Genomic DNA, 23,245 nt, shown 5'->3' with positions numbered 1-23,245 from the left:
GTCTGTCGTGTTAGCGACGTAAATCTCAGCATCTTCCGGGATAAACCGATACGCCGTCTGATCCGCTTTGGTCCTGCTCAACATATTGGTCGACAAGTAGACCGGTTGCGAAGGAGAAACAAAATGTTTCATGTTCAGGCCACTAAAACGGAAATGAAAAGCGTCTTATTGGAATGCCCCGTTAAGAAAGTCCCAAGTCTCGGTCCAGGGATAATTGCCGGGCTTACCGCCAGTCTAATCTGGGGTGCGTATCTCTCACTCTCGCGTGTCGGCGTCACCGCAGGCCTTGATGGGTTTGATATCGCATTTCTCCGTTATATTGTAGCAGGTCCTCTCGTGCTGCTGTTTCTTTTGATCGTGCGACGTAATCCCCTCAAGCGCATCTCCCTCTTACAAGCAGCTGTTGTGTCTGTCCTGTTAGGACCTCCCTTCGTGTTGCTCGGTGTAGGCGGCTATATTTATGCGCCATTGACGCACGGTGCCGTTATTGTGCCGGCCTCTATGATGCTTGGCGGGTTTTTGCTTGCTCGTATTTTTCTGAGTGAACAACTTGGCCTACAGCGCATATTTGGGACGCTGATAAAACTTATTGGTCTTGCTCTCATTGCTGGTCCGGCTGCCATGACCAGTTCTCTTGAGATTTTCATTGGTGATACATTTTTCATTGTCGCAGGAATGCTTTGGGCTGGCTTTAGTGTGTTGCAGCAGCACTGGAAACTAAACGCGCTTGACGTGACTACAGTTGTTTCAATCGCAGGACTTTTGACTGTTGGGCCAATCTATCTCAGCTCTCGTGGTGTTGATGTTTTCACTGCGCAGTCAGTACACATTCTGGTGACCCAGCTCATTGTGCAAGGTGTTCTGTCTGGTGTTGTGGCTATGATTGCATTTGCTAAGTCGGTTCAGATATTGGGTGCGGCTCAGGCTGCTATGTTTCCTGCTTTAGTTCCTGTTTTTGCGTTGATTATCGGAGTTCCCCTTACCGGAGAAACACCATCAGTCATTCAATGGGGCGGCCTCGCTACCGTCGGCGTTGGTCTGACAATTGTGGTGATGAGTGCACTTAAATCCACCCGTTGAAGAGTTTGTTCCATCCCCTTTAATCCGAAGAGTTACCAGATGACACAGGAAGAAGAAAACACAGCTGTCTACGCCATTGTTCAACTGAGCATTCATGATGTTGACCGCTACTTCAATGACTACTCAGCCCATCTCGGGTCGATTAGCGCCCGTCATGGTGTCGAGCGGATTGCTGTTTCTCAGCATCCTGATGTCATTGAAGGGACCTACCAGAAAGAGAACACCTTAATTCTGAAGTTTGCCAGCCGTGCTGTCTTTGATGCCTGGTACAATGATCCAGAATATCAACCATACAAGAAAATCCGTCACTCAGTGACCGATCCAAATGCATCCACAATAGTCGTGTTGCCTGCTTTTCAAGGCTAGAACCCAGCACATCTGGCCCAGTATCTTCACCGAAAACGCCCTTCAATGAGGCTGGAAGATCATAAACGCAGCTGCAGAGAAAAAAGACTGCGACAGGCTTGTACCTTCGGCTGAATGAAATGCTGAAAATCTGCACAGATGGTGAGTAGGGTCTGCAAATCAGGTTGGCATAACGGTTTGCATGACAAAGACTCTTGCAAATAACAGAGTGACAGCTTTTGGGTTTGGGCTCGCCTCCGCCATTCTGGCTTTTGAGCCTGTGCTATGGCTGGTGCGAACATGGTTTGATCCCTCTTATTCATCCTCTGGCGCTGTTTATCTGGTTGCAGTCGCGGGCTTATTGCTCTGGTCGCTGTCGAGCCCCGTGGACCATTCCGCTAATCATCACCGCCAAACTGCAGCTTTGCTTCTTGTGGCTTCCGCTTTCATTCGCCTGATCAGTCAGGTGTTTGCAATCAATGTTATTGGCGGGTTGGCTCTGGCTTTTGATATCTTCGCCATTGCCACGCTTTTGAGGGTAGGGGAACGCAAGCGTGCACTCTCTCCCTTCTGGCTCTCTGCGCTTTTCCTGTTCTCCCTGCCTGTTGAGCGGATTGTTCAAAGGCTATTGGGTTACCCTTTGCAGGAACTGTCAGCGAAAGCGTCTTGTTTTCTTCTCAGCGGTGTCACTGAGAACCTTTCCTGCAATGGTGTGCGGCTGACACTTGAAGGCAAAGACGTACTGGTTGATTTGCCTTGTTCTGGCACGTCCAGCCTTATGCTCAGCTTGGCATTTATTGTGGTGTTGAACGCCATCTATCGCCCACGATTAAGTGTCGCTCTGCTTTGGGTCGGTATTACGCTCGTTCTCAGCATCTTAGGCAACTCTCTCCGCATCAGCACGTTAGCACTTGGCATCGCCTATCCGCATTGGTTTCTTGATGTAAACGTTATGATGGAACCATGGCATAGCGTGATTGGGTACATCACTCTTGCTCTCACCCTTCTGCCAATCCTGAGGCTGTATCGGCCTAAGGCACGCATGTTCGTTGCTTCTTCTTATGCAGATGAAGGTCCCGAGCTGCCTAAGTCACTTCAAAAGTATCTGGCTCTCGCCTTTGTTGGTCTTGCTGTTGTTGTTGTCAGCCTGCCCCGACAGGCTGTTGATGTGGCGAGAGCAACTACACTCCCTGTTTTGCCTTTGTTTTTGAATGGGCAGTCCGGTCAGGACATTCCATTACTTCCTGTCGAACAACAGTATCTCGAAGCGTATGGAGGGTATGCAGTCAAAAAGCGCTATGGAGAGCATGCGCTTACTCTTGTGCATACCAGCTCCCCGCTTCGCCATCTTCATGCGCCGGATGACTGCTTGCGCGGTCTGGGTTACCGGGTTGAGTTTCTTGGGTCTCGTTTTGAGGCAATGCCTTCAGCGCTGTATCGGGCGACTGCAGAAAACGGCCAGCAATGGCAGGTCTCCGTCTCTTTTTTCTCTGATGACGGGCATGTCACCAACAACGTGGCCGAAGCGATTTGGATTTGGTTGCAAAACCCGTCGCTCTCTTGGACCAGCATTCAGCGCGTTTCACCATGGCAGGCTGCTCTTTCCAACCAAAACCAGTTTGAGGCCGCGGTTTTTGCTGCCTTTGATTTCCCCAGGACCTAAAATTTAGAGGATATTCTTGATGTTTGAGACAACGCGCTTTCTCTCTTTGCTTTTGATTTTTGTAGTCAGCACGAGCTCCGATGCTGGTGCCGAGCAGCCAGACCCACTGGGAAAGAAGGCGGGCACAATTGTCGCCATGTTAAATGGACAACAGGTTGAGTTGCCCTTGCTCTCTGCGCACTACGATGTGGATGTGGTTGGAGATATCGCCCAGGTTACGCTTTCACAGACATTCCTCAATCCCAATGATGTGCCGCTCCATGCAACCTATCTGTTTCCCCTAAATCAGAAGGCTGCCGTTCATGCCATGGAAATGGAGTTGGAAGGGCAGCGGATCGTCGCGCAAATCAAAGAAAAACAAGAAGCAAATGCTGTATTCAAGCAAGCGAAGGCTGAGGGGAAAGCCGCGTCCCTTCTGACACAGCATCGACCAAACATGTTTACTCAGGATATCGCCAATTTGATGCCGGGTAAGCCAGTGACCGTGCACCTCCAATATGTTCAGTCCGTGCCGAAAGTAGATGGGGCCTATGAACTGGTTGTTCCCATGGTGGTTGGGCCGCGGTACCAAGGAGCAACCGAGCCCGCCCAACAGGGCAAGCCAGATGCGATGTCTGACAGTGATGAAGTTGACGTCGTTTCCGGCTGGGAAATCGATCGGCTATCGACATATCCTCAGGTGTTAGGCGTTTCAACATCCACGGCCATCAATCATCGGCGGGTCTCCCTGGATATGTCCATGACCGCAGCTCTGCCTATATCCGGCCTTTGGAGCTCAACACATAAGTTGAGCATCTCCGGAGATGAAACCAAAAAACAGGCGACTTTTGAGAAAGCTAAGGAGGTTGACAATAAAGACTTTGTCTTGCGTTACGAACTGGCCGCTGAGACGAGTGTTACTGTTGGTCTAGACAGTCACTACGAGGATGAAAAAGGTGGCTTCTTTTCGTTGCTCATCGAGCCGCCTAAAGTTCCGGCAGAAGCGACTATTGGTAAAAGAGAGCTGGTGTTTGTGGTGGACACCTCCGGCTCTATGGGAGGCGCTCCGATCGCCGCAAGCAAAGCCTTTATGCGTGCCGCGATTAATAATCTACGCCCAGATGATTACTTTCGGATCCTTCGGTTTGCAAATGAGACAACTGCATTTGAGGAGCAGTCCTTAATTGCAAGCGAGCATAACAAACAGGCAGGGCTTGAGTATGTCTCCAGTCTTTATGCTGGTGGCGGTACAGAACTGAATGCAGCGCTCAATGCTGCGTTTGGTACGCAACAACCTAAAGACACAACGCGCATCGTTGTTTTCCTGACAGACGGTTACATAGGCAATGAGCGCAAAGTAATCCAAACAGTTGCTAATCGCATTGGAAAGGCACGTCTTTATGCGTTTGGAGTGGGTTCGTCCGTCAATCGCTTCCTGCTTGAGGCGCTGGCAACAGAGGGACGGGGATATGCACGCTACGTTGAGGCTGACGAGAGCTTCCATGAGACTGCAGAGGCCTTTGCAAAAGACTTGAAAACGCCTGTGCTGACCGATGTCTCAATTGATTGGAACGGATTAGAAGTTGAAGAGCAAAGCCCGACAAAGCTGCCTGATTTGTTCGAAGGGCGCGCACTTCGAATTCTGGGGCGCTATCAAAAAAGTGGAAAGCACACCATTTTCATAAGTGGCTTAGTGAATGGAAAGGCAGCTCGCATGCCGCTGGAGATTGATCTGTCAGGGAGAACTCAGCAACAGAGCTCAGAAAAGAAAGCGCTTCCAATCATCTGGGCGCGTGAGCAGATTTTTGCAAAAAATCGAGCATATACGATTGGAGGCAGTTCAAATCAGGCCTTAAAAAACGAGATTATTAAGCTTGGTCTGGATCATTCTCTGCAAACCCGCTTCACTTCGTTCATTGCGGTTTCTGAGGGCCCCGTAAATCATGCCCCAGAAAATGCAGTTTCAGCATTGGTCCCACTGCCGCAAGTTTCTGGAGTAACGACAAAAGCCTATCCAAACCTCAGTGGAAGTTCAGCGCCAGAACCGGAAGGGATTATGGGGCTCTTGATCGTGATTATGGGTCTTGTCGCGCGCTTCCGCCAAAACCTCGTCAGCATGGTTCGAACAATACGTTGCTCCATTACTCGAACGGGTCAAGGCTCCATTCCTCAGGAGGGCCTGGATCGCTCTCTGCCTTATAAACTCCGCCGGGATGGTTGGTGGCTGGATTGAATTGAAATCCGGGGCTCATGGCGGAATATGATGTCTTCTGCCTCCAGCAAGCTAAGAGCGTCTCAACTTGTCCAGTTTTGGCGCTCTTTCTGGTAGCAAGCCAGAGCGATATCGTTGCAGAACGAACTGTAGGAATAGGCCAATAAGCAGCATGCGCATGTAGGAGGATCGGGTTGCCCATTCGGAAGGGAGGAAGCCTGTTAGGATCTCTGTCATTGACCAGATCGCCCAAACGATCAGTGCTCCCGCGATAGCCCCTTTATTGTTTCCACTTCCACCTGCGATCAACATCACCCAGGCAAGAAATGTTATCAGGATTGGCTCAGTTGCGTCTGGGTTGAAGTACTTGAAATAGTGCGCACTCAACGCTCCTGCCAACGCCATAAATATGGCACCAATCACAAACGTCTGCGTGCGGAAAGAGTGAGTGTCCTTGCCGATGGATTCAGCTGCGTCTTCATTGTCGCGGATCGCTCGCAATACCCGGCCCCACGGACTTTTGTGGAGGCGCTGAGAAATGAAATAAGTCAGCAACACGATTATCCAAACGAAAAGAACGAAGACAATTTCGGCTGTTTGCCCTTTGAACACCCCTTCAAAGGGACGTGGGATGTTGGAAACTCCCAAACTCCCGTTAGTCAGCCACTCCTCATTTACAATGACAAGTCGGATGATCTCTGCAATGCCAATTGTTGCCATGGCGAGGTAATCGCTTTTGAGAGAAACGCAAAGCCGTGCAATGCCCCAGCCAACAAGACCTGCAATGACAGCTGCAACGGCCATGCCTACAAAAATGGGTTGCTGTAATCCCCCAACATTGTTTGACGCTGCCGTGGAAGTGATAATAGCCGCTGAGTATGCGCCGATAGCGTAAAAGCCAGCAATCCCGGCATTAAACAGGCCGCCAAACCCCCATTGGATGTTAAGCGCCAGGCAAATCACGGCATAAATGCCAGCCATGGTAAGGAAGGAAACGAAATAGAAGAACAGACCTGTGAGTTCCATCAAAGTACCCTTCCTTTTAGTAGGCCTTGCGGACGGAACAACAACAGCACCAACATGATGATAAAGGCAATTGCGCTCTTATAACTGGGCGAGATGATCTCTATTTCCATAATCGGGAACGTACAAATCTCTTCTGCAACGCCGATTATCAAGCCTCCCAGCATAGCTCCTAAGGGGCGGCCAATTCCGCCCAACAAAGCTGCTGCAAACATAGGTAACAGCAAGTTCCAACCCAGGTTTGTATGGATGTCCGTATCCAACCCCACAAACACACCACCAATGGCAGCAAGGCCACCTCCAATCAGCCAAGTCCATCGAATGATTTTTTCCGTATCCAGTCCGGCAATCCGTGCCAGTTCTGGGTCATCCGCAACCGCTCGCATGGATTTTCCCGTTTTAGAATACGAGAGGAAGAAATGCAGCGTGATCGCAATAACAACTGTAAACGCGATGATTTGCATATGCCGAAGAGCGATGCGGAAACTATCAAAAAAGATCAGCGGCTTTTGAAAGCCGACCACATAGACTTGAGAGTCCGTGCCCCACAATAACTGGATGGCTGAACGCAAAATAAGAGCAACCCCAAAGGATGCGATGACAGTGTAGATGCTCGGTAGATCTCTCAGTGGTTTATAGAAGGCCTTATCCAAAAACACTGCCACCAGAGCCGTCCCGACAACGGCAATCGGAATAGCTGCAAGTGCTGGAACACCAAGTGTCCAAACAGCAGTTAGTGCGATGTAAGCGCCAGTTGTCATCAAGTCGCCATGAGCAAAGTGTGCAAAGCGCAGAATGCCAAAAATCATCGAAATCCCGACAGCGCCCAATGCATAAATGCTGCCAAGAGTTATGCCCGGTATGAGGTAATAGTTGATGAAATCAATCATGCTGGCAGCCCCCCGCCGAGAAATGCATGCCGAACCTCATCATTAGCCAGAAGGTTTTTGCCCGTGTCCGTATATCCGTTCTTGCCGTTCACCAGCACATATCCAATGTCCGCAATGCGCAGCGCTTGTTTGGCGTTTTGCTCCACCAACAACACGGAGATACCGGTCTCCCTGATCTTCAGGATTAGATCAAAGATCCGTTCCAGATAAGCAGGTGACAAACCGGCTGTCGGCTCGTCCAACAGCAGCAGCTTTGGGTCGCTCATCATTGCTCTTCCGATGGCAACCATTTGCCGTTGACCTCCGGAAATCTGCCCCGCTGGCTGGTTCAGCTTTTCACGAAGGTCCGGAAACAGCGTCAGGATCATATCTAATGTTGAAGCTGGATTTTTCGGTGGTGCAGCGTAAGTACCAACCTGCAGGTTTTCACGCACTGTCAGATTTGCGAAGACATTGCTGGACTGTGGAACAGCAGAAATGCCCATAGGGACGAGGTCCGCAGTTTTGACGCCGACAATCGAACGCCCCATGAACTCCACGGAGCCAGAAAAGTATTTATTGAGCGCAAAGATTGATTTCAGCAAAGTGGACTTGCCAGCCCCATTTGGTCCCACAATTACCACTATTCCTTTCAAATCAACGCACAGATCAACGCAATGAATAATAGGCGTTGCGCCATAGCCAGTGGTCAGGTTTTGGATGTTCAAAATTGGGTCAGGCATGGACATCCTCATACTTGCCACCACCGAAGTAAGCTTCCACCACGCGTTCGTCACGCTTGATTTCTTCGATGGTTCCTGTCGTTAAAACAGTGGCTTGCGCTAGTACGACAACCTCGTCGCAAAGCCGCGAGACGTAATCCAGGTCATGTTCGATCAGGCAGAAAGTGTAACCGAAGTCGTCATTCAGCTGCTGGATCTTCATAGCGATCTTACTGAGCAGGCTGCGGTTGACGCCGGCACCGATCTCATCCAGCAAGATGACTTTTGGTGTCTGCATCAATGTTCTGCCAAGTTCCAGCAGCTTCTTTTGTCCGCCGGAAAGGTTTCCTGCCAGTTCGTCCTGCAGCTTCTCAATCTCCAGGAAACGCAGTGTTTCCATAGCCTTATCGTAGGCCGCATGCTCTTGCTTGTGAAAGACGGAGGGGCGGAAGATTGCATTGAGTACATTTTCTCCGATAGAGCCATCCGCTGCGACCATCAGGTTCTCAATCACAGTCATACGTGAGAATTCGTGTGCTAATTGGAAAGTCCGATAAAGCCCTTTGCTCTGACGCTGGTGTGCTGGCAAGGAAGTAATGTCTTCTCCATCAAGAAAAATTTGCCCGCTGCTTGGTTGCAGTAGACCGGCTATCATATTGAAAACAGTAGTCTTACCCGCTCCATTTGGCCCGATGACTCCCGTAATTTGGCCAGTTGGAATTGAAAATGAGCAGTTGTGAACGGCGGTTAATCCACCAAATCGTTTTGATACATTCTCAAGCTGGATCATTTGTATTCCCAAAATCTCATTGACCACACCGTCATGACACGGTCCAACATGACCAGGCTCAGAAGAGCCCGGTCATTACTCGGTAAAATTCAACCTCTTGTGGTAGAAGGCTGAATTAATTGAAGATTTTGGTTTGCTTGTAGCTGTCGCCCTCGACAATATACTTGCCGATATAACCTGCGACATCTCCATTCTCATCAAACTCGTGGGCACCAGAAACGCCCTCGTAATTGATGTCTTTGCCCGCAGAGATCAACTCACGTGCTTTCGCCCATTCTCCTGGGCCAACAATCTCACCTGGTGCATTCGCAACTGAACGAAGCGCATTTTTTACAGCGGCACGATCGGTTGAACCCGCTTGTTGAATTGCCAACGCAATCAACATGGTAGCGTCATAGGCCTGATCTACAAATGGTTTGTCAGATCCGCCGCCAAATGTCTCGTCAAACCGAGCATGGAACGCTTCTGTAGCTGCATTTGAGCTCGGGGAACTTGGTGAGGTAAAGAAGGAACTGGCAAGAGCTACTGCGCCAATTTGCTGAATTAAGATGTCATCCCGCAGACCGTCTGTACCAATGAACTTCTCGAAGAAGCCATTTTCCAATGATTGCTTGACGATCTTCGCGCCACTGCCCGCTGCATAAGCGATGACGACAAGTGCATCAGCACCGCTGGAAGCCAGTGTCGCCAACTCACCTCGGTATGAGTTTTTCTTGTCTTCATGCTTGGAGAATTTGGTGACTACCCCACCCAAGTTCTCGTATTCAACCTTAAAAGTGTTACCTATGCCGACGCCGTAGTCATTGTTAACATATGTAATTGCAACCTTTTTAAAGCCTTCTTCCAGAACGGCACGTGCAAGTACTTTACCTTGATAGTTGTCGCTTGGAACAATGCGGTAGACATAGTCGTTGTCTTCCAAGTTGGTCATACTTGGTGCCGTCGCTGTTGGAGAAACCTGAAGCACGCCGTTTGGAATAGCAACCGCATTTGCCGCAGCAATGGTTGCGCCAGAAGACAGTGCTCCCATGATCGCAACAACGTTCTCAATGTTTACCAGTTTACCTGCAGCATCAACCGATGGCTGTGCAGATGCTTGACTGTCCGCAACAACAAGCTTCATGGTTTGCCCATCCAACAAACCGCCGCCTTTGTTCACGTCTGCCTCTGCCAGTTTTGCCCCGTTGAGGATTGGTGGAATAAAGTTGGCGAGAGGCCCCGTCACGCCCATCAATGCCCCAACTTTAATATCTACGGCCCAAGCCGAACCTGCAAATGTTATGTATGCTGCTGTCGTCAGCATCAAAAGAGTCTTATTCATAAATCCCTCCCATTGCATTGCACCGTCGGAAGGCTTTGGCCTCATTGATTTCAGCTATCTCCTCCAATATCGGAGATTCTTACTGCTACAAACGGCGTAATACGTAAAAACACTTGCATATGCGCAAGATGCTGTCAATCACCTCTCCAGAAGTGCAAGTGTCCTCACAGACAGCTGTTTTCCTGTTTTGATGGTAGGGAGATATCATCAGAAGTCACTCGCTTGTTTTGACCTCTGAGCTAAATACTATTTCATATTTCAATTATGAAATTCTCTTGCGCTAATGAAATTAGTCATTCTATTGTGTGGCACAACACTTATATGCACGAACAAACAAGTAATCTAAATGAGCGAGGCACTATCTATTTTGCGACGTGAAACAAATAATACGGCAGCGATCTCTCGAAAGCCTACGAACGCGAAGAGGCAAGAGAAACTGCACATTGGCGAGCGTGTGAAAACCTTCCGCAAAGCATTGCAGTTATCACTCAGTGAGCTCTCCATACAGACTGGGATTTCAGAGGCGACATTGTCCCGTGTGGAGAATGATCAAACGCTGATGAGTGCTGCCAATCTTTATGTTTTGTCACAAGCTCTCAATGTAGATATGTCTGCATTTTTTGAAAACCCGGCAAGTCCGGCTCGCAGTGGCATTCGCAGCATTACGCGCAAAGGGCAGGGCGTTTTTCTGGAAACAGAACGTTATAGTGCGCAGGTGTTGAGTAACGACATCACCAACAAAATGATGAATCCAGCCATTGATATTGTAGCAGGGCGAACTCTGGAGGAGGTTGGCGGATTACATGCTCATCCAGGCGAAGAGTTTTTGATTGTGCTGGAGGGAAACTTGCATTTGCATTCAGAACACTATGCCCCTCTGCTTCTAGAGGCAGAAGACTCCATCTATTTCGATAGCTCAATGAAGCATGCTTACGTTTGTGCTGGTGATACTCCGGCGCGTATTTTGGTAATCGCGACGATTGATGCCACGCACATCAAAAGTGAGGGTGAATAAGCACCACGCGTTCAATTTTATTTATCACATTTGAAATTCTGGGAGGGACGTCAAGTGGCACAGTTAGAAACCAAGACAGATCATATTGCATCTGCTGAAATACGGTTGCCAACCAACGATTTAAAGGAGGACTTGCCGTTTTTCAGCAAGATGCTCGGTATGAAGCTGGATATGATTTTCCCAGCTGATAATCCTGCCATTGCGGTGATGTCCGGTCACGGTCTTCGGGTGCGCCTGGAAAAGGGTGCATCAGAACAACCAGGAACACTGCGTTTATTGTGCAAAGAGCCTGCTGATTTTGCTGAAGGGCAAACCGAACTGATCGCGCCAAATGGCACTAAAATTGAGATTGTTGACGCCTCTCCTGCGCTGGAAATGCCCAAAACCCAGCACTCTTTCATTGTCAGGCATATGATTGACAATGATCCGTGGGTGATTGGCCGTGCTGGTATGCAGTATCGTGACCTGATCCCGGATCGTCTGGGTGGCAGTATTATTGCCTCTCACATCCGCATTCCAGATGCAGGTCCTGTTCCGGATATGGTGCATTATCACACCGTTGGGTTTCAGTTGATTTTTTGCTATCGCGGCTGGGTCCGGCTTGTTTATGAAGATCAAGGTGAGCCTTTTATCCTCAAAGCTGGCGACTGTGTTATCCAACCTCCAGAGATCCGGCATCGTGTACTGGAATCTTCTGGTGAGCTTGAGGTGATCGAAATTGGCGTTCCAGCAGAACATATCACCAGCATTGATCACGAGATGGACTTGCCGAATGGAACTGTGAACCCAGAGCGTGAGTTTCAGGGGCAAAAATTTGTTCATCATCAATTAGATAGCGCCATATGGCAGCCCCATCGCCTTGATGGCTTTGAATGCAGAGATACAGGCATTGGTTTAGCAACAAAACAGGTTGCCAATGTGCAAGTTGCCCGTGCAACGACGGGGCCAACTGGGGCTGTTACCAGCCACACCTCGGATATCTTGTTCTCTTTTGTCATGGAAGGCAGCGTTACCCTGGTCAATGAAGAGGGCAAAGCCCATCAATTGAAAGCTGGAGATGCGTTTGTCATACCGCCAACGATGAAAACATCTCTGCTGAATGGTTCTGATGATCTCGAGATTTTGGAAGTCTCGTTGCCGGGAGGCTTTGAGACCAAGCTTCACGACGTTACCCCTTAAACGGCTTCGCTGCCTCCATGCATCCTATTGTGAAGATTGGAAATTCAGTGAATTATCAAGATATTATAGCGCTTGACGATAGTGACCCGCTCAAACACTGCAAGGAGTTGTTTGAAGAACGGCCTAGCGTCATACATTTAGACGCGAACTCCCTTGGATCTATGCCAAAGTCAGTTCCGGCGCATCTTGCACATGTGTTTCAAAGTGAATGGGCGGATGAACGCAGTGCGAGTTGGGCCGCGGCCAGCTGGATGGCCCGGCCTATGCAAATTGGTGCTGCGATAAGTCGCTTAATTGGTGCTGCTCCAGAAGATACGCTTGCCTACGACAATACCACGCTAAACCTGTTCAAGTTGCTGACAGATGCGCTGAAGCTTAACCCGGATCGCCAGGTGATTTTGAGCGAGAAGACCACATTCCCCACCAACCTTCATGTAGCGCAAGGCCTGGAGAACGCACATAGCGAACAGCTGAAAGTAGCCTATGCGGACCCTGAGTTAGACATTCTCGACGCCATCACTGAGGATGTTGCAGTCGTTTATCTGTCTCAAGTGGATTACCGCTCTGGTCGCCGTTTCAATATGGAGCAAATCAACACCAAAGCCCGTTCTGTGGGTGCATTAACACTTTGGGATCTTTCTCATTCTGCGGGTGCAATTCCGCTGGATGTTGAGGGTACACAAACAGATTTCGCGGTTGGATGTGGTTATAAGTATTTGTGTGGCGGTCCTGGTGGTCCTGCATGGTTATACATCAACAAAAAGCATCAGAATAAGATTTGGCCGGAGATCTCTGGTTGGATCGGTCATGCAAATATATTTTCATTTTCTGAGCAGTTTGAGCCAGCTGAAGGCGTTCTGCGCCACATGACCGGGTCTCCGCAGGTGATTGCAAATGAGATTTTTTGGTGTGCAGCAGAGATCTGGAATTCGGTTGACCCACATCTGGTTTGGGCCAAGCATCGTTCTTTGAGTGAAACACTGGTTACGCTAATCAAAGAACAATGCGGTGATTTTGGTGTCCAACTTGCATCCCCTGAAAATTACGATGAACGCGGCGGACATGTATGCGTTCGCATTCCGGGAGACGGAAGCAAAATCGTTGAAGCGCTTAAGAAGAAGAACATAACCTCTTCTTTCCGTTCTCCGAATGCAGTGAGATTTGGTCTGTCACCGCTCTATCATTCACACGCAGATATGTGGGAGGCAACACAACAACTTCGTGCTGTTCTGGAAGAGCAGGCAATGGCTACGCAAGCCTGATTTGTAAGAGGAGCGTTTCTGCGAGACGACAAACTCGTTGATTGTAGCTCTCCTCTGATCGCTTCTTGCTGGATTCTGGCAAATTTCTTCATTGTCAGAGATTAGGCAGAGAGGCAGCTCTATCACATTGCAGAGCTGCCTTTTCATCTTAGCAGAGTAGGGGATTACTCAAATCCATACCAAGCGCAGGCAAGGGGCGTTCAGTGCTGTCACCATATCCAATTTCAAAGCGCACCTTGTTGATGCACACTTTGGGAATGGTTGGTGCAAAGAGCTCAAATGTCTTAAAGCGCGCGTCATATTCCGGGTTGGCGGTAATATAGCTCTTCAGCGTACCTGTAAGAATTTGGTAGAAACATGTCTCAGTCATCTGCCCGGCTTGCGCCAGCGAAGATGAAAGAAATCTGAGCACCGTGACGAAGTGAGCAGTTTGAATGTCATGTACAATGTAAGCTGGTGGCTTTGCTGGCAGTAATGCGCGCAGTTCATCACTTAGATCGCACTGCTCAGGGTAAATCTCATTTACGAGATCCACATCTCCTTGCAAATCTTTGATTGCCATACCGACAGGTACATTGTCTTCCAGAACAACTGTTATGTTCTGTCCGTGAGCAATAAAACCAAGCCCATATACGCAGAGCATGTGATAGAGCGGCACAACGGTGACTTCAAACAACTTTTGTAGCCAATCCGTTAAATCAAGACCTGCCTTTTGCGCGAGATGAGCAGCCAGGGGAACGCCTGAACTATCTTTGTGCAACAAGGCAGCGTAAAGATAAGCTTTGCGATTTGGTCCCACTTTGTAGTCTGCAGGTTCCCGCCAGATTACCCCCAAAGTTTCATCATGCTGATAGGGAATGTCGCGAAGCTGCTGATAGAACGGATGGCGATACCATACACCGCGCAGTTCTTTTAGAATGAAAACCTTATTCCTCAAGTGATCATCTGATTGAACAATTCCATCCAACCACTCAGATAAGTCAGCTCCATGAGCGATGTATTTTCCAGGAATTCCTCGCCATGCCGACGTGTTCAGGATTGTCAGAGCAACCTTTACATCTGGGCTTTCAGGGCGGTCCAGACTGGTGAGCGTCCGCAAAGATGGGCCCGAAACATAACGTCCGCCAAATGTACCCAGCAGGATCAGGTCTGCTGTTTGTAGATCATTGATGTACGTTTGTTGGAGCACGTGATCCCACTGCCAGGGGTGTACAGGAATGAGACAGTAGCTTTCTAGAGTACCTCCTTTGCTTTTCAGAGTGTCCATTAGTTGCACCATTTCAGTTGCGCCTAAGGTGTCTTTCAGAAAGCTTTTTTCTGCATGGATATCACTATCGCTGCTCTCGCAGTTCTCACGGCGAGCAGCAAGCCATAACAACTCGATCGGTTGTCGACTCTCCGGCGCAAAGCGGGCGACATCCTCTGCTCCCCAACCAAGGCGTCCTTTGTTTGCTACAGCTTTTGGGTGGCCTTCCAGCAGCGCGTGTAACTCATATGGTTGCATCTGGAGGAGCGTGTCAGCATCACAACCTTCGCAGGATTGAGCCAGAAATAAATCCTGACGCAGAGTGTTGGACATTTCACGCAGAAAAGTGGCCAGTGTTTCCGGTTTCATTCCAAGTTCGACCTGTGCATCCACTGAGAATTGAAGTGGAGACAATGGCAGTGCCAATGCGGGAGCCCGGGTGATACTGCCTGCATCCATCCAGAGATTCCCCCAGGTCATGGTTTGCGCCTGAAACGTGTAGAGCACACCTGAGGCAAGGCGTAGCTCAAAAGTTTCGCCGCCAATACAAGTGGGGTCTAAAACTTCTTCATAAGTTAGTTCACTAAGTAACTTTGCGAGCGCTGTCTGGCAGGCTTTTGGCCACAAGGGCGAGGGTGTCGTAGTGTCCGTCACCATTGTGCTGCAATGCTGTTTGTCGAGGATCATAAACGAATCTCCTCAAAAAAACGCTCCCGCCGACAGCACATGAGTGCCGAGCGTTTATGCGGGAAATCGAATTCCGTGAGTTTTTCATAGGCAAGAGAATCTGCGTAGGAGAGCAGTTTGGCGTTATCCACCCGAGGCTCACCCATTATGTTATCAGTCAACGGGCTGTCCAAGAAAAGATAGTGTGTCAGCCCGCGCAACCAAGCGCCGGTTTTCACTTTGCCTAGGTGCCTGCGTTCGCCAATCAGGCCATGCCAGCCTCTGTCGTAACTTTGCGAGGCGTAATAAGGGCCAAGACGGTCCTCTCGCACCCAGTAAGTTTCGAAGTAGCCAGCTTCCTCACCATTAAAACAACCAATTAGTGGATAGGTGTGGGGTTTGGCCTGGAATGTTTCCAGGTATGCCTTCAGCTCATCTTTAGATTTTGCCAGCTCCCAGAAATATGCGACACGGCCATCGTTCATCCAGCGATGAAATCTGTCCAGATCACGGTCTATGTCAACGGCACGAAACGATACGACAACGTCAGCAACGGGGTCATAACGCTCGTAGCACAGCCCGGTTGGATGTGGTGGTCTTAATGGATGATCCCGACCATCTGGCCCTTCGACCAAACCGGTGCGAAGACGACCTGTGGATCTGTGAAGGAGCCAGAGCTGTGGGTTTTGATAGAAGCCGGAGCGATACACTTGATACTGCCCATTTGCTACCGCAAGAAATGGCAGGTCTCGCGGATCAATAGTATCTGCAGGAAGGCTGACTTTCAAAGTTTCTATCTCTGGATGCGCCGAAAAGCATGCCTCCAGACTCAGCAATACTGCCTCAAGTTTTTCTTCTTCAGAACCTTCCAAATAGAATGAAAAACTAAGGTTTGCCTCTGTCGCATTCTCCAGATGAGCACAAGCAAAAGCTTTGGTGTCTCGCAAGACGGTTAGCTGTCCATCATTCCAATCTCCGGATGTAACAACGCGAGCAAATCTGCAATCAGAGGAGCCATCATGCGTTTCATGGGCAATCGAAAGTGATGAGCCAATAGGCATACTATGCAATGTCATCGTTATTTCTCTTGTTAATAAATGGGTTGGCTATTTTGAAGAATGTTGCGAGCTGGCCAGCTCCGTCGCCTGATGCTTCGTTTACGTTGCTAAGGCTAGTGCGATAGTTACCCTTACTGACCAATGTTGGAGAGGTCAGCAGATAGTCATAAAAGGCTGGATCGCCGGTCGTACTTTGAGCTGTAGCTTTAAATCTTCTGCGGAGCGTGTCATAGGCGCGCGCCTCGTCCATCAAGCCATCAATCACCAGAGTGCTCACGGTATGGAGTAGGTTATTGACAATCACGTAATAGCAAAGAAGCTCATCACCAATCTCCGGGGGGACCACATTTTCGGCATTTTTGCCAATGTCAGGTACGTATGCAGATAGGACATCATGATGGGTCGTTAAGTGACCTGTCCCCTGACAATCCCTGACATAAAGATGAGCGGGCATGCCATCTTTCAGTGCAATCATCATATTTTGCTGATGAGAGCCGAACAGCAGACCATGTCTGGCGCGAATATCAAGCAGAGGCAGGATAGCCACTTGCATGAATGCATCCAGCCAGCGTTCTGCCAATCCCTGAGGGAAGAGCCCTTTTTGTGCCGCCTGCCTATAAATTAAGTCACCAAGTGGGGATGGAGCACCAAGTTGGGGTTCACATAAACTGGCGAGCATGGCGGGGCCGGTTTGTGTCGGTTCATGGAACGGATTGTCCCGCAAGACTACAAAACTATCCTCCAGTGCGCCGCCGTCTTCATCTTGAAGAGCAACATATCCGGGCTCAGTAAGGATGGTCAGATTTGGGAAATCATTTGCCAGCTTGTCCCCCAAGGCACCTGAGAGCAGTTCTGCCATCTGCACACCGCGTTCAACTTCCTTGCGAGCCAGTACTCTTTTTGAATTTGTCAGCCGCATGGAAAGTGAAAACTTAAGCATGTATGGCGCTTTAAAGTCGTGTACTCCGCGCATTGATGCGGTTGCCGCAAAAGGCTTGCCAACTGACCCATAAGGTTTAAGAAAACCCTCTTGTATCCATCGGATAATTTCAGGACGAGCCAATAAACGTTCTGCCTGCCATGGGTGCCAGGCAATGGGCACGTAACCCTTGTCAACTTTAGTCCGCAGTGTTTCCGGCAAAGTTTTATCGCTCTTGGCAAGCTCCAAGCACATGTCAAAAGCAGTTCTTTGCACACCAGAACCTGAAACTAGGATCGAACGATCTGCCAAAACCCAGAATAAAGGAAATTGCCCCTTTAATTCAGGCGATAACAACAAGGCATCGTCTTTGGTCAGTTCGTCTCTGCTACGCGGGTTTGGATGGGTTGGGTGGCCGGAAATAAGCGCCTGCTCAGCTTCCTGAAACCTCCAGTTCTCTGCAGGATGAGAAGTATTGTTAGCGTCCAGCTCATAAGCTCGCATCTGAGCCTGATGGCTATCTAACACCCTCGATAAAAGCGTAAACTGCTTTTCGCTGTGCTCACCGCTGATTGTACTATCTGTAATAAGTGTAGTCAGCGTACTCATGAGGCTGACAGGCTTGCAATGCCCTTCGCTGTTCCAGAGGTAAAAAGGCAGCTGTATTTCATATCGAGCGGCTGTATGGTGAGGGACTTGCAGCAACAAGCGATCATTGTTTTGCAGAGGAAGACAAACTGTATCCTCACAAAAACATAAAAGCTCTTTTTGCTCGTGTGATAAAAAAGACCAGCCTGACCATTCGCGCAAGAGCGCATTTAAGAACGCACTTGCAGTGGCATGCTCAGCCCTTTGTAAAGGTGTCGGAGGTGCAGACACAGGACGATTGTTTGCCTGAGTGTAAACTAAGGTTTTGTTCATGGCGAACCTGATGAATAGAGCAATTAATGATTTAATCAGCAGTTCAGGCTGGTATGACCTGATTTAAGGTTTCCGCTCGTGGCACACTTGGCCAATCGATTAATTCACTGTCTTCTTCCAGATCGAAGAGAGGCTCTCCAACAACAGCATTTAATATGGTCGCACTCCTCCACGTCATGAGGCTCATTTGCGGATCCACAATGCCGTGAGAAGAAAGGCCGAGATTTAACCCAAAAATCTGTAAGTTTCTTGGTCCGTCCCATTGCAGTCGGTAGGACGCATCCAGTTCCGGCAGGCCATTTTCATCTAATGAAAGGCGCGGTAAGAGCGGCGTCATAAACTCCGGAAGCGCTGGTTTTGCCCCTGTCGCTAGTATGACCTGATCCACGTGCTGCGTTTCCGTCTGACCGCTGATCGTGGAGTTTGAGGTCAGCCGGTAGCCGGTTCCCTGCTGTTCCATGGCTTTTACGTCCCGTCCCGGCAGCAAAGTGATGGTGCAAGGATCCGCGCAAAGATGCTTGCGGCGATAGATTTCTGCGTACAGCTCATCGACGGTGCTTGGGGTTAGGCCATCACTCGCGAGCTTCTGGTTTACCACTTCTTGTCGCTGGCTTTGCTTGGGCAGTGTCTGGTAGCTCTGAACATAAGCAGGTGTGAAAACCTGATCAACAAACCCACCTTCTTCTAGGGGGGAGAACCGGGGTAAATTGCTGATCCACTGGACTTCCAATGGAGCTGCTTGTTTGCTTGTCAAAAGGTCCAGAACAATTTCCGCACCGGTTTGTCCGCCACCAATTACTGCAATACGCTTACTTTTTGTCTGCCGTGCTTTGTTGAGGTAACCGCTTGCGTGAAAACAATTTTCACCCAAATAAGGGGTCGCCCACTGCGGTACAAAAGGCTTCATGCCTGTACCCACAACAAGATTGGGAGTGTGCTCAACTCGTCCGTTTTCAAACGCAACAGAGAGACGGTTGTCTTTCACCGAGACTTCCTGGGCAGTGTGGTTCCAATGAAGATGGTTCATTTTGCCAGCAGCCCATGCAAGATATTCATTAAACTCCACACGGGTTACTCCGGTGAAACGGCCAGCTAAAAAGTCATAGAACCTCTTCTTTTCAACCAGAAACGCCATAAACGAGTATGCACTGGTCGGTTGTACTGCTGTGACAAGGTCTTTCAAGAACGACGTTTGCAAAACAGATCGCGAAAACATCAATCCCTGATGCCAGCTGAATTCTGACTTGCTGTCAAAAAATGCTGCACGAATACGTGATGAGCTCTGTGCCAGTGCGGCAACACTCAGATTAAACGGCCCTATGCCTAGTCCGATCAGGTCATAAACTGATTGCGTATTCTTCGGCATCTTGACGATCTGGGACATCTCAAGGCTCCTTTGTGTTCTGTTAAATATCAGAGGGACGCAAAGGTCGCGCAACTGGCTTGTGGCTGATCACGAACCCGGAACCACCCACGCAAAAAACAAGTGCGATAAGGGTGGCAAATGAAAAAGTTAGGGTCAGACTCGCTTCTCCACCAAAGCCTCCAAGAATGGAACCTGTGGCTAATCCGGCAAACTGAGAACAGGAAAGAGTGGTCGAACCTTTTGCTTTGAATGAAGCTGGCAATTGTTTCAGCAAATATACTGAATTAGTCGCTGAGAGCAGCGCTGCTGAGGCGCCAATGATAGCTGCACTCATCGCGATAAAAGGCAGCGTATGCGCTACGCAAAGCAGAGTGAGGCCTGCTGTAAAGCTCATTGCGCTGGTGATTTGCACAATGCTTGTATGTTTGCGAAAGATTGGTAAGAGCCCCAATTGAGCAACCAATCCGCTTAGAACAGCAGCAGTAAGACAATAACTTGCAAAAGTAGTTGCCTCAGTTGAGTCCAGCTGCATGCTGTCTTTTATGAGCGGGCCCAGCAACACATATGTTGCACCAAGGCACAATTGCAGGGCAAATCCAATCAAAAGTGCAGTTTTGGGAAGTGTGAACCGGTCTTTTTGCTCGCGGCTCTTTGGGCGTTTTATCGTTGCCGGTGATGACTGCTTGAATGCGAAAAATAAGCAAACCGCATAGACTGGAATTGGAGCAACAAGCGGAGCGGCCCCTCCAAGAAGCAAGAGCGGAGCTACAGCTGCATTTCCTGCAAGTCGTCCAAGACCTGTCATAGAACTCAAACGACCTATAGGAGTCAGAAGCTTTGAGGAATTTTGCGTATTTCTTGCGAGTATGGCTTGAGTCAGCGGAAGGAGAGCTGGAACTGTGATGCTATAAGCAACTCGTGCCGTAATGAGGACAGCTAATCCGAGAAGAGGGGAGATTAAAGCATAACTGACTAGCAAAAAGCTGATTGCAATTGCAGACACGCTTAATACCGCGAAACTCAGTATGATCCTCAAGGCACCGAGAGCTCCGATATATGCTTCTACCCGTCCCCAAGCTGGCAGGCTGATCGCTGTTGCCATCAAGCCTGTTCCTACAACAACCCCAATCATACTGAGTGTCAGATCAAAGACGTCTTGCAGCAACGGCACCATGACCACCAGACACGCTTGATGGAATGTACTCGCCGCAATGGCAGGCATAGTTATCGCAGGTTTAAACAATGGAGACCACTATTCTCAATACAATCAGGAAGCGCATATTAAATATGAGTCATACATTCAAGTATAACTTCGTGATCGCTCTGTCAAGCTGATCTATCAAACATTGCAGGGCTTTAAAGCGAGTGTTTCTCTTGAAATACAGAAACTACCGCAGTTGCATAGTTGAAACGCAGTGCAAGAGGTTTGGATAGGAAATGGCTTTCTATAAGAAGAGAACTGTCGGTGAGGAGGGAGAGAGTTTGAGATTTAAGCGGCTGTTTTGTTTGGTTAAATACCTTGAGGTTACGAAAACACTTATAGTTCAAAGCAATAATGATGGTGATAATAACCCTCAAGTAGCTACAGCTGTTGAACTCCCTCATTTTCTTGTTGTCAGAAGCAAATATTGCCAATGGTACAGCAGCGAACGGAAGTTACATACATAGAATGACTTGCGATCGAAACAGCATTTTACCGTTTTCTTTACTCCCCATCAAGACTGTGCCCCAATGCAAGTAGTACTTTAAATTTGTCCGTGATAATACGTCGAATCTATACGGTGTTCCCTTCTTCCAACTAAGGCCATTAGTATTGAGAAGAAATCAAAAATATCCTGTGCTATAACATTCAATAGCAAACCAACTTAGAGCGTTAGAGAAATCTTTGCTTGCATTCTCAGTGCTTATTTTGAAGATAATCCAGAGGATAAAATGGAGGCAATTGACTGCACATTTGATATCAAGAATTTCCTCTCCTGGTTTCCTCCTGGAAATGCCTCTATAGACCATGCCTACGACGGTAATGTTATTGCAAAAATATCATGAAAACCAATATGCTAATTGAAAGCTTGAGGTGCAATACTCCTCTCGCTTCTACTAGGTGCGAACCACGAGTTCAAAATGCGTTCCCAAAATTTTGCTCTGTACTGATGATCTGGTGGGTAAAGTCCCACCGCATAAGATCGCGGTCTGGAAGGCGAGCAGGGGGGCAGCTCAAGTAGAGGAAGGGCTGTGAGAACCAGCACAATCAGAATTGCTACACACCAGCTACCCCCAGAGCGGGTTTGACGAACATAGGCTCTAATGAGGCCTGTGAACAGATTGCCCGTGCACTTGATGACAATGTAGGCAGTATGACGATCACTATGGTGTCCGCCATCAAGGATAGCTGGACAAAATTGGCTTTCGAATAGCGGAGTATCGGGTCCTCTTACATGTTGATGTTATGCGGCTTGTGCGTGGTAGAGCAAACGGTTGTTTGAAGAGTTTTGCGCTTCCCATCAGCCTATGCTGTCGGATCTGATTATCCCACCTGAAATAAGCATCGGCTGGTTTTACGTTGCCAAAGCTCTCATGATTACGGTGGTGATTATAGTACTCGACGAAGCTAAGGATCTGCGCTTCCAAGTCCTCCGACATGTAATAGTTCTCAAGCAGCATGTGGTTCTTCATGGTCTGATGCCAGATCTTGCTCTGCGTCTGCGGATGATACGGTGCCCCTCGCACATGCTTCATATCCTTTTCCTCTAGCCATTCAGCCAGATTGGCAGAGATGTAGGAACTACCGTTATCGGAAAGCAGGCACGGTTGGTGCTAGACTTTTGACTGCTCGCAGCCAGAGGCATCGAGTACCAACTGAAGGGTATCGGTGACATCCTTGGCTTTCATGGTGATGCATGGCTTTCAGGCGATGGTGTAGCTGAGGTAGTCGTCAAAAGCAGTTGAGAGATAAAGCCATCCCAACCGATAATCTTGAAGTAGGTAAAATCTGTCTGCCACTACAGGTTTAACGCTGTAATTTAGTCCTTGAACTCATCAGCAGCCTTGATGATCACATAGGCCGGAGACGTGATCAGGTCTTGCGCTTTTAGTAGTCGATATACAAAAGCCTCTGAAACAAAATATTTTTTGTGTCTGAGAAACAAACTGCAAGCTCTCGCGATGATAGGTCTGGTTTGTCAAGCGCCAGCTCAATGATCTCCTCAGAAATACGGTTCCAGACCTTGGAGGGATGCTAAATCCGGTCCTCCAGTGCTTCAACGCGTCCTTCCAGATAGCAATCATACCAGACGTAGAACGTGGACCGGGGAATGCCCATTAGCTCCAACGCGCGCTTGATTGGTTAATGGAACCCTTCAACTTGTCGGATAATCTCCAGTTTCTCCTGGGTGGGATACCTCATTCTTCATCGTCCCATCCTTGAGAACGCATTTTTAAGAAGTCAAAGTCCCAGGGCTTGTTCAGCGACCATCTCTTTGAGCTCGCAGCCTCTTTGTACAACTGCTTAAAACCTCGCCTGTCGAGCTATGTTACCAGCAAGGCGCTTCTTGTCAGCTTCAAAGGAACCCCTTAGACCAACTGTAATAGAGCCCTTGCTAAATCCCTTCT

17 protein-coding genes and 1 pseudogene are annotated in these 23,245 nt (G+C 48.8%); 7 read left to right on the top strand and 11 right to left on the bottom strand.

Features of this window, described 5'->3' with window-relative positions:
• The first annotated feature begins 123 nt into the window (after positions 1 to 123).
• From PsW74_RS22600 to PsW74_RS22585, 4 genes are all read left to right on the top strand, one after another.
• Positions 124 to 1,080 carry a DMT family transporter gene (locus tag PsW74_RS22600; RefSeq protein ID WP_063288922.1) on the top strand — a complete coding sequence of 319 codons (957 nt, stop codon included), beginning with the start codon at positions 124 to 126 and terminating at the stop codon, positions 1,078 to 1,080.
• 39 nt (positions 1,081 to 1,119) lie between these two features.
• Positions 1,120 to 1,446, top strand: coding sequence for a DUF1330 domain-containing protein (locus PsW74_RS22595; RefSeq protein ID WP_063288921.1), 327 nt, complete (start codon positions 1,120 to 1,122; stop codon positions 1,444 to 1,446).
• Positions 1,447 to 1,627: 181 nt separating this feature from the next.
• Positions 1,628 to 3,088, top strand: coding sequence for an exosortase T (gene xrtT, locus PsW74_RS22590; protein WP_063288920.1), 1,461 nt, complete (start codon positions 1,628 to 1,630; stop codon positions 3,086 to 3,088).
• A 19-nt stretch (positions 3,089 to 3,107) separates the two neighbouring features.
• The gene (locus tag PsW74_RS22585; protein ID WP_063288919.1) at positions 3,108 to 5,300 is read left to right on the top strand and encodes a VIT and VWA domain-containing protein; all 2,193 of its coding nucleotides are present in this window, start codon (positions 3,108 to 3,110) and stop codon (positions 5,298 to 5,300) included.
• 51 nt (positions 5,301 to 5,351) lie between these two features.
• On the opposite strand, the gene PsW74_RS22580 is transcribed toward PsW74_RS22585, so the two are convergent.
• The 5 genes from PsW74_RS22580 to PsW74_RS22560 form a co-directional block, all read right to left on the bottom strand.
• On the bottom strand, positions 5,352 to 6,305 hold the full coding sequence (locus PsW74_RS22580) for a branched-chain amino acid ABC transporter permease (protein WP_063288918.1): 954 nt from the start codon (positions 6,303 to 6,305) through the stop codon (positions 5,352 to 5,354).
• Positions 6,305 to 7,192: a branched-chain amino acid ABC transporter permease gene (locus PsW74_RS22575; protein ID WP_063288917.1), complete on the bottom strand. Its 888-nt coding sequence runs from the start codon at positions 7,190 to 7,192 to the stop codon at positions 6,305 to 6,307. Before PsW74_RS22575 ends, PsW74_RS22580 begins: the two co-directional genes overlap by 1 nt.
• Positions 7,189 to 7,914: an ABC transporter ATP-binding protein gene (locus tag PsW74_RS22570; protein ID WP_063288916.1), complete on the bottom strand. Its 726-nt coding sequence runs from the start codon at positions 7,912 to 7,914 to the stop codon at positions 7,189 to 7,191. Before PsW74_RS22570 ends, PsW74_RS22575 begins: the two co-directional genes overlap by 4 nt.
• A complete protein-coding gene (locus PsW74_RS22565; RefSeq protein ID WP_063288915.1) occupies positions 7,907 to 8,683 on the bottom strand; it encodes an ABC transporter ATP-binding protein in 777 nt (258 codons plus the stop codon). The genes PsW74_RS22570 and PsW74_RS22565 overlap by 8 nt, the downstream gene beginning before the upstream one ends.
• Before the next feature lie 115 nt (positions 8,684 to 8,798).
• Positions 8,799 to 10,004 carry an ABC transporter substrate-binding protein gene (locus tag PsW74_RS22560; protein WP_063288914.1) on the bottom strand — a complete coding sequence of 402 codons (1,206 nt, stop codon included), beginning with the start codon at positions 10,002 to 10,004 and terminating at the stop codon, positions 8,799 to 8,801.
• A 346-nt stretch (positions 10,005 to 10,350) separates the two neighbouring features.
• Here PsW74_RS22560 and PsW74_RS22555 point away from each other — a divergent pair, with 346 nt between their 5' ends.
• From PsW74_RS22555 to PsW74_RS22545, 3 genes are read left to right on the top strand one after another with little or no spacing between them, the layout of a single operon-like run.
• Positions 10,351 to 11,019, top strand: coding sequence for an XRE family transcriptional regulator (locus PsW74_RS22555; RefSeq protein WP_063288913.1), 669 nt, complete (start codon positions 10,351 to 10,353; stop codon positions 11,017 to 11,019).
• A gap of 54 nt (positions 11,020 to 11,073) precedes the next feature.
• Positions 11,074 to 12,198: a cupin domain-containing protein gene (locus tag PsW74_RS22550; RefSeq protein ID WP_063288912.1), complete on the top strand. Its 1,125-nt coding sequence runs from the start codon at positions 11,074 to 11,076 to the stop codon at positions 12,196 to 12,198.
• 47 nt (positions 12,199 to 12,245) lie between these two features.
• Positions 12,246 to 13,460 (top strand): aminotransferase class V-fold PLP-dependent enzyme, encoded by a 1,215-nt coding sequence (locus tag PsW74_RS22545; RefSeq protein WP_193775959.1) that lies wholly within the window; start codon positions 12,246 to 12,248, stop codon positions 13,458 to 13,460.
• 148 nt (positions 13,461 to 13,608) lie between these two features.
• On the opposite strand, the gene PsW74_RS22540 is transcribed toward PsW74_RS22545, so the two are convergent.
• The 6 genes and pseudogenes from PsW74_RS22540 to PsW74_RS28505 form a co-directional block, all read right to left on the bottom strand.
• Positions 13,609 to 15,393: an IucA/IucC family protein gene (locus PsW74_RS22540; protein ID WP_082830680.1), complete on the bottom strand. Its 1,785-nt coding sequence runs from the start codon at positions 15,391 to 15,393 to the stop codon at positions 13,609 to 13,611.
• Entirely contained in the window at positions 15,390 to 16,448 is a 1,059-nt protein-coding gene (locus tag PsW74_RS22535) for a GNAT family N-acetyltransferase (protein WP_082830679.1), read from the bottom strand. Before PsW74_RS22535 ends, PsW74_RS22540 begins: the two co-directional genes overlap by 4 nt.
• Positions 16,435 to 18,270: an IucA/IucC family protein gene (locus tag PsW74_RS22530; RefSeq protein ID WP_082830678.1), complete on the bottom strand. Its 1,836-nt coding sequence runs from the start codon at positions 18,268 to 18,270 to the stop codon at positions 16,435 to 16,437. Before PsW74_RS22530 ends, PsW74_RS22535 begins: the two co-directional genes overlap by 14 nt.
• A gap of 43 nt (positions 18,271 to 18,313) precedes the next feature.
• Complete coding sequence (locus tag PsW74_RS22525; RefSeq protein WP_063288908.1) at positions 18,314 to 19,654, bottom strand: SidA/IucD/PvdA family monooxygenase; 1,341 nt, start codon at positions 19,652 to 19,654, stop codon at positions 18,314 to 18,316.
• Positions 19,655 to 19,676: 22 nt separating this feature from the next.
• Positions 19,677 to 20,858 (bottom strand): MFS transporter, encoded by a 1,182-nt coding sequence (locus PsW74_RS22520; protein ID WP_063288907.1) that lies wholly within the window; start codon positions 20,856 to 20,858, stop codon positions 19,677 to 19,679.
• Positions 20,859 to 22,080: 1,222 nt separating this feature from the next.
• Positions 22,081 to 23,245, bottom strand: a pseudogene (locus PsW74_RS28505) (DDE-type integrase/transposase/recombinase); the annotation flags it as partial.

The organism is Pseudovibrio sp. W74 (assembly GCF_001623085.1).
GTDB lineage: Bacteria > Pseudomonadota > Alphaproteobacteria > Rhizobiales > Stappiaceae > Pseudovibrio.
The sequence above is the reverse complement of the archived record's forward strand: the minus strand, read 5'-3'. Positions and strand labels throughout refer to the sequence as shown.

Coding starts and splice junctions, on each gene's coding strand:
- PsW74_RS22520 (WP_063288907.1), bottom strand. CDS start 20,858: ATGCCTGCCATTGCGGCGAGTACATTCCATCAAGCGTGTCTGGTGGTC.
- PsW74_RS22585 (WP_063288919.1), top strand. CDS start 3,108: ATGTTTGAGACAACGCGCTTTCTCTCTTTGCTTTTGATTTTTGTAGTC.
- PsW74_RS22570 (WP_063288916.1), bottom strand. CDS start 7,914: ATGCCTGACCCAATTTTGAACATCCAAAACCTGACCACTGGCTATGGC.
- PsW74_RS22595 (WP_063288921.1), top strand. CDS start 1,120: ATGACACAGGAAGAAGAAAACACAGCTGTCTACGCCATTGTTCAACTG.
- PsW74_RS22600 (WP_063288922.1), top strand. CDS start 124: ATGTTTCATGTTCAGGCCACTAAAACGGAAATGAAAAGCGTCTTATTG.
- xrtT (WP_063288920.1), top strand. CDS start 1,628: ATGACAAAGACTCTTGCAAATAACAGAGTGACAGCTTTTGGGTTTGGG.
- PsW74_RS22540 (WP_082830680.1), bottom strand. CDS start 15,393: ATGATCCTCGACAAACAGCATTGCAGCACAATGGTGACGGACACTACG.
- PsW74_RS22555 (WP_063288913.1), top strand. CDS start 10,351: ATGAGCGAGGCACTATCTATTTTGCGACGTGAAACAAATAATACGGCA.
- PsW74_RS22575 (WP_063288917.1), bottom strand. CDS start 7,192: ATGATTGATTTCATCAACTATTACCTCATACCGGGCATAACTCTTGGC.
- PsW74_RS22525 (WP_063288908.1), bottom strand. CDS start 19,654: ATGTCCCAGATCGTCAAGATGCCGAAGAATACGCAATCAGTTTATGAC.
- PsW74_RS22565 (WP_063288915.1), bottom strand. CDS start 8,683: ATGATCCAGCTTGAGAATGTATCAAAACGATTTGGTGGATTAACCGCC.
- PsW74_RS22530 (WP_082830678.1), bottom strand. CDS start 18,270: ATGAACAAAACCTTAGTTTACACTCAGGCAAACAATCGTCCTGTGTCT.
- PsW74_RS22580 (WP_063288918.1), bottom strand. CDS start 6,305: ATGGAACTCACAGGTCTGTTCTTCTATTTCGTTTCCTTCCTTACCATG.
- PsW74_RS22560 (WP_063288914.1), bottom strand. CDS start 10,004: ATGAATAAGACTCTTTTGATGCTGACGACAGCAGCATACATAACATTT.
- PsW74_RS22535 (WP_082830679.1), bottom strand. CDS start 16,448: ATGACATTGCATAGTATGCCTATTGGCTCATCACTTTCGATTGCCCAT.